The following is a 13377-nucleotide window of genomic DNA, read 5'->3' as shown; positions in this document are numbered from 1 at the left end:
GCGGACTCGACTTCCAAGCAATTTGTGCGCCGCCGCGTCCGCTGCGCGACGATGTTTTTGTCCTTGAACAGTAGTCACCCACAGCGTTTTTGGGGAAACCGATTGAGCAGTTTTTTCATTGCCTGCGAAGACATTTTTACTATTTTTCGCCCGTCCGGGCCTGCGCCACCATCGACTGCACAATAACGTCCAAGGAGCATTCGACGTGTTCGAACTTGCAGAGTGGCAGCGCCAGGCCGTTGCCTTGAAGTTTCCCGATAAAGCCGTAATCAATGGTCAACACTGCGCCGCGCAATCGGGGCAGACCTTCGCCGCGATCAATCCCGCCACCGGCCGGTTACTGGCCAATGTCGCCGCGTGTGGCGAGGACGATGTCGACGCGACGGTGGCTAATGCGCGACAAGTGTTCGAGGCCGGCATCTGGGCACAACGTCCGCCTGCCGAGCGCAAGCAGGTGCTGCTGCGGCTGGCCGATCTGCTGATGGAGCATCGCGAAGAGCTGGCCCTGCTCGATTCGCTGAACATGGGCAAGCCGGTGATGGACGCTTACAACATTGATGTGCCGGGCGCCGCCGGGGTGTTTCGCTGGTACGCCGAAAGCATCGACAAACTCTACGACCAGATCGCCCCCGGCGCCGCCAATGTGCTGGCGACCATCACCCGTGAAGCGCTGGGCGTGGCGGCGGCGGTGGTGCCGTGGAATTTTCCGTTGGACATGGCCGCGTGGAAGCTCGCGCCGGCACTGGCGGCGGGTAACTCAGTGATCCTCAAGCCGGCCGAGCAATCACCGTTTTCCGCGTTGCGTCTGGCCGAGCTGGCGCTGGAAGCGGGCCTGCCGCCGGGTGTGCTCAACGTGTTGCCGGGGCTGGGTGAGCAGACCGGCAAAGCCTTGGGCCTGCACCCGGATGTCGATTGCCTGGTATTCACCGGCTCAACGCAGGTCGGCAAGTATTTCATGCAGTACTCGGCGCAATCCAACCTCAAACAGGTGTGGCTGGAGTGCGGCGGCAAGAGTGCCAATCTGGTGTTTGCCGATTGCAAGGATCTGGATCTGGCGGCGGAAAAAGCTGCGTTCGGGATCTTCTTCAACCAGGGCGAAGTGTGCTCGGCGAACTCGCGGTTGCTGGTCGAGCGTTCGATTCATGATGAGTTTGTCGAGCGCCTGAAAGCCCAGGCCGAACTCTGGTTGCCGGGGGATCCGCTCGACCCGCAAAGTCGTGCCGGGGCGATCGTCGATCAGCGGCAGACGGCGAGCATCATGCGCGCCATTCGCGGTGCCGAGCAGGCGGGTGCGAGTCTTGTGTTTGGTGGTCGGCAGCGGCGCTTGAATGGCTCGGACAACTTCATCGAACCGACGATTTTTACCGGCGTGAGTGCCGACATGCCGCTGTTTCGCGAAGAGGTGTTCGGCCCGGTGCTGGCGGTGGTGCCGTTCGATGATGAAGACGAGGCGGTGCGCCTGGCCAACGACAGCGTGTATGGGCTGGCGGCGTCGCTGTGGACCGATGATCTGCATCGCGCACACCGCGTGGCGCGACGACTGCGTGCCGGCACAGTGTCGGTCAACACTGTCGATGCCCTCGACGTGACGGTGCCGTTCGGCGGTGGCAAGCAATCGGGATTCGGCCGTGACCTGTCGCTGCATTCGTTCGACAAATACACCCAGTTGAAAACCACCTGGTTTCAGTTGCGCTGATTGCGGTTGATTCAAAAGCAAAGATCGTAGCCTTCGGCAGCTCCTACATGGGCCAGTGTTGCTCTGTGTAGGAGCTGCCGAAGGCTGCGATCTTTTGCTTTCAAAGCTGTGCACCATCTCCGCTCAGGTCGCGCTTTTACGGTGCGTCTTAAGCAGTTTTTTCATCATTTGCAGCCAACAATTTCCTGATTTTCCTCAGCCCGCACATGGGCCACCATCGATCTTGCCAGCCCGGTGTTTCCCGCCAGAGTCCAGCAGAGACCGCAGCGTGAATTCACCTCATCGGGGCCGGCCGTACTGCCCATGACAAAACTAAATCAACAGCGTCGGGAGTGCTCCATGATCAAGTCCTTGTGTATCCGTCTCACCCATCCTCTGGCAATCACCGCCCTGGCCGCCACGGTCGCGACTGGCGCCCAGGCCGGCACCCTGTCCATCGGCCATACCACCTGGGTCGGCTACGGCACGCTGTACCTGGCTCAGGACCTGGGCTACTTCAAGGAAAACGGTCTGACTGTCGAATTGCCGGTGGTTGAGGAAGCTTCGATGTACATGGCCGCCCAGGCCTCCGGGCAACTGTCCGGCTCGGCCTCGACCATCGACGAAGTGCTCAAGTACCGTCCGCAGTTCTGCTTCAAGGCTGTGGCGGCGCTGGATGACAGCCATGGTGGTGACGGCGTGCTGGTCGGCAAGGACGTGAAGTCGTTGCAAGAGCTCAAGGGCCAGGCGGTGGCCGTCAACGAAGGTTCGACGTCGCAGTTCTGGCTGTCGTACCTGCTGAAAAAGAATGGCATGAAAATGAGCGACATCACCGTGCAGAACATGACGGCCGACGATGCCGCCACCGCGTTCATCGCCGGTCGCGTGCCAGCCGCCGTGACCTGGGAACCGCACCTGTCGATGGTCCGCGACAAGCAGCAGGGCAAGGTGCTGATCGACAGCAGCAGCACGCCGGGTGTGATCGTCGATGTGGTGGCGCTCAATTGCAGCGTCATCGAAAAACAGCCGCAGGACGTCAAGGCGCTGGTCGCCGGTTTGTACAAGGCGGTCAAGTACACCCAGGAACACCCGGACGAGGCCTACGCGATCATGGCCAAAGGCGTCGGCGGTTATCTTTCCGATCCGAAGGAACTGGCCGCTGCCGCCAAAGGTGTGCGTTTCTACGATCAGGCCATGAGCGAAAAACTTCTCGGCTCGCCGGGCAAACCGGGTGACAGCGCCGCGTTGATCAAACTCGCCAACGAGACCGCCAGTGAACTGCAAGGCAAGCCCTACAACGTCAGCCACGACGAGCTGGTCGACAACCGTTTCGTCAGCCCGCTCTAGGAGGTCCGCATGTTCAAGCGCAAATCATGGCTGAGCCGCTGCCTGACGCCCAAGACCGGTTTGCCGGTGCCGGTGGTGTGGAGCGCCAGCGGTCTGGCCTGGGTGTTGTTGATCGGCCTGTGGGCCGGGTTGTCCTACGGCGGCATCGTCCCGGGGATGTTCCTGCCAACGCCCGGCGCGGTGCTCGAAGCGGCGGTGCGCCTGAGCCGCGACGGCACCCTCGGCACGCATGTGTGGGCCAGTGTCGAAGTGGTGATGGTCGGCTTCATTGTGTCGTCGCTGGTGGCGGTGCCGCTGGGGTTGTTAATGGGCAGCTTTCGCATCGTCCAGGCATTCCTCGAACCGCTGGTGAACTTCATTCGCTACCTGCCGGTGACCTCGTTCGTGCCGCTGTTCATTTTGTGGATCGGCATCGGTCTGGAGCAGCGCGTGTCGGTGATCATCTTCGGCGTGTTCTTCCAGCAACTGGTGATGATCGCTGACGTCTCCAAAGGGATTTCCAAGGACCTGATCAACGCCTCTTACACCCTCGGCTCCAATCGCCGCGATGCGGTGCTGCATGTGATCGCCCCGGCCTCGGTGCCCGGCGTGCTCGACACCTTGCGCGTGACCATGGGCTGGGCCTGGACCTATCTGGTGGTGGCTGAACTGGTCGCGGCGTCGAGTGGCCTCGGTTACTTGAGTCTGAAAGCCATGCGCGGTTTTCAGGTCGACGTGATTTTCCTCGCCATCGCGATCATCGGTCTGCTGGGTCTGGTCACCGATCAACTGTTCCGCTTTCTCCGCTTGAGGGTTGCCGCATGGGCTCAGTAACCGCCGCCAATCATCGTTTCATCGAACCGCGTGCTGCCGCGCCGCAAGTGGACAAGGTCAGCCTGCGCTACAAAAAGCCCGATGGCGGTACGTTCACTGCGCTGGAACAGGTGTCGTTCGACGTGCCGGATCAGCAGTTCGCGGTGCTGGTCGGGCCGTCGGGTTGCGGCAAATCAAGTTTGTTGTACCTGACCGCTGGCCTCGCCGAGCCGACTTCTGGCGAGATCTACGTCGGCGGTCAGCAAGTGCAAGGCCCCGGTGCCGATCGCGGCATGGTGTTCCAGAGCTACACGCTGTTTCCGTGGCTGACCGTGCGGCAGAACGTCGAGTTCGGCCTCAAGCGGCGCGGCATGCCGGCGGCGCGGCGCAAGGAGATTGTCGATTATTACGTCAATGAGGTCGGCCTCAGTGGCTTCGCCGACAGCTACGCCAAACAACTGTCCGGCGGGATGATGCAGCGCGTGGCGATTGCCCGGGCGCTGGCCAATGATCCGCAGATCCTGCTGATGGACGAACCGTTCGGCGCACTCGACAGCCAGACCCGTTTGCAGATGCAACAGCTGTTGCTGCGGGTCTGGGGCAACAGCAAAAAGACCGTACTGTTCGTCACCCACGATATCGACGAGGCGATTCTGCTCGGCGATCGGGTCTATGTGATGGGCGCGAAGCCGGGGCGGATCAAGCAGATCCTCGACGTGCCGATCGAGCGCCCGCGCTCACTGGACATGGTCATGGAGCGCTCGTTTATCGATATGAAACGCGAGATTTTCGGGTTGTTGCATGACGACCTCGAGGAAGTGCATTGATCACATGAACCCCTGTAGGAGCTGCCGAAGGCTGCGATCTTTTGATCTTGTTTTTGAAGATCAACAGATCGCAGCCTCGTTTCACTCGACAGCTCCTACAGGGGGCAATTGGTGATCAGGGGGTGGCGGGCAGCAGGAACCGCGCAATCACCGGCAAATGATCGGAGATGCGCAGCGTATCGTCCTGGCGCACCATCGCCTCGATCCGTTTGATCTTCGGGCTGTAGAACAGGTAGTCGACGGTGCGATCCGGGCCATCGAGGCCGGGGTCGTTGGGGTAATGGGTCAGCCAGTGGGCGCGGTCGATGCCGCTGGCTTCGTTGTTGGTCGGGATCATCGGGTACTTGTCCCATAACAGATGCAGCGCGCTGTCCACGGAGTAGGGCTTGCGCTGTTCAGTGGGCAGGCGTTGGTACTGGCCCAGCGGCAGCAGATTGAAGTCACCGCCGATCAGCCATGGCAGGCCCTGGCTTTCGTACGTGTCGAGCACTTTGGCCACCGCCGTTACCTGCGCCCGCAAGGTGTCGTCCGGTTGGCTGGCGCGATCCAGATGGGTGTTGAACACCGTCAGTTGCCCGCCGTCGCTCAGCGGCAGTTTGGTGGCGAGCAGGGCGTCCTTGGGTTCGAACTGGCGCGAGATGAAATTCGCCGGGGGTACCGGCAATTGCAGGCGTTCGGCATGTTCGATGCGATAACGGCTCAGGGTCGCCAGTTGCCGGCCGACGCTGCCGAAGATGTGCGGGTCGGGGACAAAATCGGCCTTCCAGTCGAAGGCGTGGGCGCTGCATGGGTAAAGGTCGGTGACCCGTTCTTGCAGCAACTTGAGCTGATTCTGGTAATCGCTGGCCTTGGCGCCGTCATCCACCTCCTGCAGGAGCACTACGTCGGGCTGCTCGTCGCGAATCACCCGCGCCACTTCGTCGAGGCTGAAAGCCATGTCTTCCAGGGTTGGCGACTCGTCGTCGCCGTGGGCCAGATCGTTCCAGAACACGTAGCGCTTGCCCGCCAGGTACTGCACGTTCCAGGTCATGACTTTCAGGGCTTGTCCGGGCACCAGGGTCGGCGGCGTACCGATGCAGCTGACCGGCAGGGTTTCGCGGGCGCCGGGGCGCCAGGTCAGGCTGTAGATCAGCCCGCCGATCAGGACGCTGGCGAGCACAATCAGCAACAGGGTGTAGCGCAGTAGACGGGGCATGGCTCGGCTTATCGCGTTACAAAGGTGGCTTCGAGCATACCTGACGGTGAACGCTTGGCCCAAGGGCCACGAGGTCAGACCGCGCCGTTACGTTTGTCAGGCAATTCGCTGATCAGCATGAACAGGCGGAACAGCACCACACTGGTGAACAGTTGCAGGAAGCTGTGCGCGCTGTCGATCATGACCGCGATCAGCGGATTCTGTGGGTCGGGGTACACCGCCAGCGTCGCGCCCTTGAGCAGCCACAACGGCCCCATCACACACAGAATGCACAGCAGGATGCGCCAGAAATGCCCGCGCGTCAGGCGCAGGCTTTCCTTCATCGCCTGCAACGGCCCCATGCCGCGCAACACCAGCAGGTATTCACCGAACGCGAGCATCACCATCAGCATCAGGCCCGGCAGGAAATACAGCGACAGCCCCAGCAGGATCAGCAACGTATTGAGCGCCGTGAGCAGGGCGAAGCGCGGCCACAGGCGGGCGGACATCGCCAGCAGGTCGAGAGTGCGCGGGGCTTCGCCACGGGTGCGGGCGTCGAGGAACAGGATCAGCGCAGCGGTGTACAGCGGATACACCAGCAGGCCGACGACCACGCTGGCGGCGGAGAAACTGTCGGGGTCAGTGGCGTGATCCACAACTTGCTGCAGCGCGGCCTCGAAGATCACCAGCGGCAGACACAACTGCACGATGCTGGCCAGATGGCGTTTGAAAAAATACAGCGAGTCGCGCAGTACATCGAAGGCATTCATCAGTCGGTATCGCAGGTCGAAAACAGTGGCTCACTTTAACCGATGATGGGCGGGCCGACACAAACGTAAACATTCGGTAAAGGTCGTTGAAACATCCTGTCACTGCCTCCATTACAGAGGTGCGCCATGTCCACAGTGGACACGGGCAACGTTATCCCCGGCAATCTACGAGGTCGCCATGAACAGCGAAGAGCAAACCCTGATCGATGGACTGTTTTCCCGGCTGCAACAGGCCGAAACGGAGGCAGCCCCGCGCGACGCCCAGGCCGAGGCGCGGATCAAGGAACACCTGACCCGCCAGCCGGCGGCAGGTTATTTCATGACCCAGGCGATTCTGGTGCAAGAGGCGGCCATCAAGAGCCTCGACGAACAGAACAAGCAGCTGACCCAGCAAGTCCAGCAATTGCAGGCTGAACTGCAAGCGGCCAAGTCCCAGAGCGCGGCCCCGGCGCCAAGCGGCGGCGGTGGTTTCCTGTCGAGCATCTTCGGCGGCGGCACCTCGCGCCCGGCACCTGCCCCGAGCGCTCCGGCTTCCACCGGCGGCTGGCGTGAACCGGCGCCACAACAGAATTTTGGTGCGACGCCGCCACAACAGAACTGGGGTGCGCCTGCGCCTAACTATGCCCCGCAGCAAGCAGCACCGGCTGCGGGCAGCAGCTTCCTCGGCGGCGCCCTGAAAACCGCCGCTGGCGTGGCCGGTGGCGTGATGCTGGCGCAGGGCATCAGCAGTCTGTTCCATCACAACCAGCAGCCCGAAGAAATCGTTGAAGTGATCAAGGAAGAGCCGGCGCAAGTGGCTGACCAGAGCGGTAATGACTGGGGCAATGACCAGCGTGTGGCGGATAACGGTTTCTCCGGCAATGACCAGGGCGGATTCACTGACACCGACTACAGCGATGACAACTCGTCGTTCTTCGATGACGACGATTCGTTCGTCTGACTAACGGTCAGGCACCAGGCAACACCGTTTCTGTGGCGAGGGAGCTTGCTCCCGCTGGGGCGCGCAGCGGCCCTTTCTTTTAAAAAGAAGGGCCTGCTGCGCAGTCCGGCGGGAGCAAGCTCCCTCGCCACACTGCTTTTTACTGGCATACTGAGCGCCTTTTTCGGGCCTGGTGCCTGATTCCGCTTCGTGCGCTCGCGCGCTCACAGGAATTCCGGTGAAAAAAATCGCAGTGTTCGCCGATGTGCAGAACCTCTACTACACCGTGCGTCAGGCCTATGGTTGCCATTTCAACTACGCCGCGCTGTGGGCTGACATTAGCAAGCAAGGGCAGATCGTCGAGGCCTATGCCTATGCCATCGACCGTGGCGACAGCAAGCAGCAGCAGTTCCAGCAGATCCTGCGCAACCTCGGTTTCACCGTGAAACTCAAACCCTACATCCAGCGCAGTGATGGCTCGGCCAAGGGCGACTGGGACGTGGGCATCACCCTCGACATCATGGACGCCGCCGACCATGTCGACGAAATCGTCCTGGCCTCCGGTGACGGCGACTTCGACATGCTGCTCGAACGCATCATCAACAAGCACGGCGTGCAGGCAGTGGCCTACGGTGTGCCGGGCCTGACCGCCAACTCGCTGATCCGCGCCGCCAGCCGTTATGTGCCGATCGAAGGCGCGCTGTTGCTCAAAAATTGATTTTTGTACGGAGTTGAACCCGGTTTGGAACGCATTGCAGTCATCGACTTTGAAACCACCGGCCTGTCGCCGAACAGCAGCTGTCGCGCGACGGAAATCGCCGTGGTCATGCTGGAAAACGGCCGTATCGTCGAGCGTTACCAGAGCCTGATGAACGCCGGCGTGCGCGTCCCGGCGTTCATCGAACAACTGACCGGCATCAGCAACGCCATGCTGCGCAGTGCGCCGCCGGCAGAGCGGGTGATGGAAGAGGTCAACGAATTCGTCGGCTGCACACCACTGGTCGCGCACAACGCGTCATTCGACCAGAAGTTCTGGGACTTCGAACTGGGGCGGATCAAACGCACCCGCCTGCAGAACTTCGCCTGCTCACTGCTGCTGGCCCGGCGCCTGATGCCGGCGGCACCGAATCACAAGCTCGGCACCCTCACCACCTTCGCCCGCCTGCCGCACACCGGCCAGGCGCACAGGGCGATGGCGGATGCCGAGATGGCGGCCAACCTGATGGCGCATCTGGCGGAAGAACTGCGGCACAAGCATGGGGTGCGTGAGCTGAACCACGACCTGCTGTGCAAACTGCAGAAAGTCCCCGCCGCCAAAGTCAGCGAGCATCTACAGCGCTACCGCTGATCCCAAGAACGCTACAAATCCCCTGTGGGAGCGGGCTTGCTCGCGAATGCGGTGTGTCATTCGACAAAAACGTTGTCTGACACACCGCATTCGCGAGCAAGCCCGCTCCCACATTTGGATCCTCTGAGTTGCTGATTACTTGCCGTTGCCTTCGATATGGCTCAACGGCACGCGCTTCTCTATTGCGCTCGACAACACAATCGAGGTCTTGCTGAAGCCGAACTTCGCCACCCGATTGATCAACTCTTCCAACTCCGGCATCGAGCCCACCGCGCCCTTCATCATCACGCATGGATCGCCGGTCACTCGGAAGCATTCGGTCAGTTGCGGGATTTTCACCAGTTCGTCATACACCTTCTGGCTGCCATTCTGGTGCAGGCGCAGTTCGATCATGCACTGGATCGGCAAGCCGATTTTCGACAGGTCGATGTTTGCCTGATACCCGGTGATCACCCCGGACGCCTCAAGCTTGGCGACGCGTTCGGCCACCGCCGGGGCAGAGAGGTTCACCTTGCGCGCCAGATCGGCGTAGGACGCGCGACCGTTTTCCAACAGGGCGCTGAGCAGCATGCGGTCGTATTTGTCCAAGGCCGGACTCCTGAAATTGCCAGACTTTCGAAATCGCGGTTAATCCCGTCGATCTCCGTTGTTTCAAAAGTGTACCGGCGCGATAAACAGGTTTTGTAACTTATTTTTGCGCGCCGGCCTTTCTAGAATAATTCACACCCTGCCTCTGACTGTCGAGCTGCCCATGCCTGCCTTGCGCCGTTTTTCTCTGCCGCTGATCGCCGCGTTTTTCGCGCTGTACGTGATTTGGGGATCGACCTATCTGGTGATCCGTATCGGCGTCGAATACTGGCCGCCACTGATGCTCGGCGGCGTGCGCTTCGTGATTGCCGGCAGCCTGATGTATGCCTTCCTGCGCTGGCGCGGGGCGCCGGCGCCGACCTGGGCGCAGTGGAAAGCGGCGGGGATCATCGGGATTTTGCTGCTCAGTTTCGGTAACGGCGCGGTCAGTGTCGCCGAGCACACCGGCGTGGCGTCCGGCGTGGCCGCGTTGGCGGTGGCGACGGTGCCGTTGTTCACGTTGCTCTGCGGCTATTTCTGGGGCGCGCGCAATACTCGGCTGGAGTGGGCCGGGGTGGCGCTGGGGATTATCGGCATCGCCATGCTCAACATGGGTTCCAACCTGCAATCGAGCCCGATGGGCGCGGCGCTGCTGATTTTTGCGGCGGCAACCTGGGCGTTCGGCTCGGTGTGGAGCAAACACCTGCCGTTGCCGCAAGGGGCGATGGCCAGCGCGGTCGAGATGCTGGTGGGTGGCGTGGTGCTGCTGATCGGCAGCGCGGTCAGCGGCGAACACCTGCAAGCCTTGCCGCCGGTGGAAGGCTGGCTGGCCCTGGGTTATCTGATTTTCTTCGGCTCGATCATCGCCTTCAATTCCTACATGTACCTGCTCAAGCACGTGCGTCCGGCAGCGGCCACCAGTTATGCCTACGTCAACCCGGCGGTGGCGGTGTTGCTGGGGATCGTGTTTGTTGGCGAGAGCATTGGCATGGAAGAGGCGCTGGCGATGCTGGTGATCATCAGCGCGGTGGTGCTGATCGGTCTGCCGCAGTGGCGGCGCCCGGCGCGGCCGCTCGTCGTGGAGACGCCGAAGACCGCCATTCCAGCAGAGCAACGTGTGAATTAGGGTAAACTGCGCGCCATTGCACCCTTGTTTTGCGCAACCGCGCTGATTTTTCCTACGGTACTCCCATGACTTTCGCCTCCCTTGGCCTGATCGAACCCTTGCTGCGCTCCCTCGAGAAGCTCGGCTACCAGACTCCAACGCCGGTCCAGGCGCAAGCCATTCCGGCCGTTCTGGCCGGTCGCGACCTGATGGCTGCGGCCCAGACCGGTACCGGCAAGACCGCCGGTTTCGCCTTGCCGTTGTTGCAGTTGTTGGCCATGGAAGGGCCGAAAGTGGCCGCCAATTCGGCGCGTGCGCTGATTTTGGTGCCGACCCGCGAGCTGGCCGAGCAGGTTCATGAGTCGGTGCGCCAATACGCTGAAAACCTGCCATTGCGCACGTATGCGGTGTACGGCGGCGTTAGCATCAACCCGCAGATGATGAAGCTGCGCGGCGGCGTTGATGTGCTGGTCGCCACGCCGGGTCGCCTGATCGACCTGTTCCGCCAGAACGCGTTGAAACTCGATCAGTTGCAAACCCTGGTGCTGGATGAAGCCGACCGCATGCTCGACCTGGGCTTCTCCGAAGAACTGGCGAACATTTACCGCATGCTGCCGAAGAAGCGCCAGACGCTGCTGTTCTCTGCGACCTTCTCCGATGACATCCGCCTGCTCGCCGGGCAGATGCTCAACGATCCGCTGAGCATCGAAGTCAGCCCGCGCAACGTCGCGGCCAACACCGTCAAGCAGTGGGTGGTGACGGTGGACAAGAAGCGCAAGCCGGAACTGTTCGTGCACCTGATGCGCAAGAACAAGTGGAAGCAGGTGCTGGTGTTCGCCAAGACCCGTAATGGCGTCGATGCGCTGGTGGAAAAACTCCAGGGCCTGGGCATCAACGCTGACGGCATCCATGGCGACAAACCGCAGGCGACCCGCCAGCGTGCGCTGGATCGTTTCAAGCTCAGTGAAGTGCAGATTCTGGTGGCGACCGACGTCGCCGCGCGTGGTCTGGACATCGAAGATTTGCCGCTGGTGGTCAACTTCGACCTGCCGATTGTGGCCGAGGATTACATCCACCGCATCGGTCGTACTGGCCGTGCGGGCGCGACGGGCGAGGCGATTTCGCTGGTGTGCGCGGATGAAGTGAACATGCTCTCGGCGATCGAGATGCTCACGCGTCAGACCTTGAAGCGTCAGAACGAGCCGGACTTCGAACCTGAGCACCGCGTGCCGGATACCGACGCCAGCGGTCAGGTGATCAAGAAGCCGAAGAAACCGAAAAAGCCGAAAGCATCCGGCGGCGGTGGCAAGCGCAATCTGGGCAAGTGGGTCGACAGTGGCGACACCCAGGCGCCGGAGCCGTCGATCAAGCCTGTGCGTAAAGTGCCGGTGTTCAATACCGGGCCGCGTAAGCGCAAGCCTTGATCTGATGTGGCGTCTGTAAGGACGCCTTCGCGAGCAAGCCCGCTCCCACATGGGTCTTCATTGAAATGGAGAACTCCTGTGGGAGCGGGCTTGCTCGCGAAGGGCGCGCCGCGGTCTTCAGCGCTGGCGCTGCAACCACTCCAACATCCCCAGTCCCGCCGCCCGCCCGCTGGCAAAACACCCGGTCAGCAGATAGCCGCCCGTCGGCGCTTCCCAATCCAGCATCTCGCCCGCACAAAACACTCCCGGCAACGCCTTGAGCATCAAACGCTGATCCAGCGCTTCGAACGTCACGCCACCGGCACTGCTGATCGCTTCATCCAGCGGCCGCGTTTTTACCAAAGTCAGCGGTAACGCCTTGATCGCCCGCGCCAACAGCGCCGGATCAGCAAACGTTGCTGCATCGCTCAGCTCTCGCAACAACGCCGCTTTCACCCCATCAATCCCGACCTGACTGTACAGATGCTTGGCCATCGAACGCGAGCCGCGGGGTTTGCTCAACGCGGCCTGTAATTTATCCACAGGACGGCCGGGCAGCAGATCGATGTGCACGGTGGCTGAACCCTGCGTATTGATCGCCTCGCGAATCGGTGCCGACAGCGCATAGATCAGGCTGCCTTCGACCCCAGTCGCGGTAATCACGCATTCGCCCAGGCGCGGGATATCGTCGTTCAAACCGATGGCGACATTTTTCAGCGGTGCGCCGGCGAATTTACTGACAAGGAACTCGCTCCAGGCCTGCACCTCGAAGCCACAATTGCTCGGCTGCAACGGCGCCAGTCCTACGCCTTTTTGCTCAAGGGGCAGCATCCACGCGCCATCCGAACCCAGCCGCGACCAACTGCCGCCGCCGAGGGCGAGCAGGGTGGCGTCGGGTTTGACGGTGATTTCGCCGTCGGGGCTGGCGATGCGCAGCGCATCGTGTTCATCCCAGCCGAGCCAGCGATGGCGGGTGTGGATAACCACGCCGCTGTCGCGCAGGCGTTTGAGCCAGGCGCGCAGCAGCGGTGCGGCTTTCATGTCGGTGGGGAACACCCGGCCGGAGCTGCCGATAAAGGTTTCGATGCCCAGATCATGGATCCAGCGGCACAACGCGTCGGCGTCGAAACCGCGCAGCAAGGGCGCTATCTGCGGCGCGCGTTCGGCGTAGCGCGCGAGGAACGCCGGGTAAGGCTCGGAGTGGGTGATGTTCATACCGCCGACCCCGGCCAGCAGGAACTTGCGACCGACCGAGGGCATGCCGTCATACAGATCGACGCGCACGCCGGCCTGGCTCAGCACTTCGGCGGCCATCAGGCCGGCGGGGCCACCGCCGATGATGGCGACGTGAGCGGGAAGGGGGGCAGAAGTCTGGGTCATGGCGTGCGCTGCGGTATGGCGGGATAAGGCGCGCATTCTAACAGCGCAGAGCAATGTGGGAGATCTCTGT

13 protein-coding genes are annotated in these 13377 nt (G+C 61.8%); 9 read left to right on the top strand and 4 right to left on the bottom strand.

Annotation, left to right across the window (positions count from 1 at the left end; all coding sequences use genetic code 11):
- The first annotated feature begins 205 nt into the window (after nt 1-205).
- The 4 genes from ACVHNU_RS21180 (at nt 206) to ACVHNU_RS21165 (ending at nt 4641) form a co-directional block, all read left to right on the top strand.
- Nucleotides 206-1696, top strand: a complete 1491-nt coding sequence (locus ACVHNU_RS21180) for an aldehyde dehydrogenase (RefSeq protein ID WP_473018252.1) — start codon at nt 206-208, stop codon at nt 1694-1696.
- 339 nt (nt 1697-2035) lie between these two features.
- A complete protein-coding gene (locus tag ACVHNU_RS21175) occupies nt 2036-3022 on the top strand; it encodes an ABC transporter substrate-binding protein (RefSeq protein ID WP_103486196.1) in 987 nt (328 codons plus the stop codon).
- A 9-nt stretch (nt 3023-3031) separates the two neighbouring features.
- The gene (locus ACVHNU_RS21170; protein WP_262141416.1) at nt 3032-3835 is read left to right on the top strand and encodes an ABC transporter permease; all 804 of its coding nucleotides are present in this window, start codon (nt 3032-3034) and stop codon (nt 3833-3835) included.
- Complete coding sequence (locus ACVHNU_RS21165) at nt 3823-4641, top strand: ABC transporter ATP-binding protein (RefSeq protein WP_473018250.1); 819 nt, start codon at nt 3823-3825, stop codon at nt 4639-4641. The genes ACVHNU_RS21170 and ACVHNU_RS21165 overlap by 13 nt, the downstream gene beginning before the upstream one ends.
- A 115-nt stretch (nt 4642-4756) precedes the next feature.
- On the opposite strand, the gene ACVHNU_RS21160 is transcribed toward ACVHNU_RS21165, so the two are convergent.
- Nucleotides 4757-5836 carry an endonuclease/exonuclease/phosphatase family protein gene (locus ACVHNU_RS21160; protein ID WP_473018249.1) on the bottom strand — a complete coding sequence of 360 codons (1080 nt, stop codon included), beginning with the start codon at nt 5834-5836 and terminating at the stop codon, nt 4757-4759.
- A gap of 74 nt (nt 5837-5910) precedes the next feature.
- On the bottom strand, nt 5911-6585 hold the full coding sequence (locus tag ACVHNU_RS21155) for a YciC family protein (RefSeq protein ID WP_045122649.1): 675 nt from the start codon (nt 6583-6585) through the stop codon (nt 5911-5913).
- Nucleotides 6586-6763: 178 nt separating this feature from the next.
- On the opposite strand from ACVHNU_RS21155, the gene ACVHNU_RS21150 reads away from it, so the two are divergent.
- The 3 genes from ACVHNU_RS21150 to ACVHNU_RS21140 all read left to right on the top strand — a co-directional run bounded on the left by ACVHNU_RS21150 (nt 6764) and on the right by ACVHNU_RS21140 (nt 8852).
- A complete protein-coding gene (locus ACVHNU_RS21150; protein ID WP_473018248.1) occupies nt 6764-7525 on the top strand; it encodes a DUF2076 domain-containing protein in 762 nt (253 codons plus the stop codon).
- Between the two features lie 217 nt (nt 7526-7742).
- Nucleotides 7743-8222 carry a LabA-like NYN domain-containing protein gene (locus tag ACVHNU_RS21145; protein ID WP_217830117.1) on the top strand — a complete coding sequence of 160 codons (480 nt, stop codon included), beginning with the start codon at nt 7743-7745 and terminating at the stop codon, nt 8220-8222.
- A 24-nt stretch (nt 8223-8246) separates the two neighbouring features.
- Nucleotides 8247-8852, top strand: a complete 606-nt coding sequence (locus ACVHNU_RS21140) for a 3'-5' exonuclease (RefSeq protein WP_098965754.1) — start codon at nt 8247-8249, stop codon at nt 8850-8852.
- A 135-nt stretch (nt 8853-8987) separates the two neighbouring features.
- Here the strand turns inward: ACVHNU_RS21140 and ACVHNU_RS21135 are convergent, their stop codons facing one another.
- Nucleotides 8988-9440 (bottom strand): Lrp/AsnC family transcriptional regulator, encoded by a 453-nt coding sequence (locus ACVHNU_RS21135; protein WP_045122648.1) that lies wholly within the window; start codon nt 9438-9440, stop codon nt 8988-8990.
- 163 nt (nt 9441-9603) lie between these two features.
- On the opposite strand from ACVHNU_RS21135, the gene yedA reads away from it, so the two are divergent.
- Both yedA and ACVHNU_RS21125 read left to right on the top strand, forming a co-directional pair.
- Nucleotides 9604-10545 (top strand): drug/metabolite exporter YedA, encoded by a 942-nt coding sequence (yedA, locus tag ACVHNU_RS21130; protein WP_473018247.1) that lies wholly within the window; start codon nt 9604-9606, stop codon nt 10543-10545.
- Between the two features lie 65 nt (nt 10546-10610).
- Complete coding sequence (locus ACVHNU_RS21125; protein WP_473018246.1) at nt 10611-11948, top strand: DEAD/DEAH box helicase; 1338 nt, start codon at nt 10611-10613, stop codon at nt 11946-11948.
- Nucleotides 11949-12065: 117 nt separating this feature from the next.
- Here the strand turns inward: ACVHNU_RS21125 and ACVHNU_RS21120 are convergent, their stop codons facing one another.
- Complete coding sequence (locus tag ACVHNU_RS21120; RefSeq protein WP_473018245.1) at nt 12066-13307, bottom strand: TIGR03862 family flavoprotein; 1242 nt, start codon at nt 13305-13307, stop codon at nt 12066-12068.
- Nucleotides 13308-13377: the final 70 nt, after the last annotated feature.

It is taken from the genome of Pseudomonas sp. Ors-4-3C (assembly GCF_055755035.1).
This window is presented reverse-complemented; position numbering and strand designations above follow the sequence as displayed.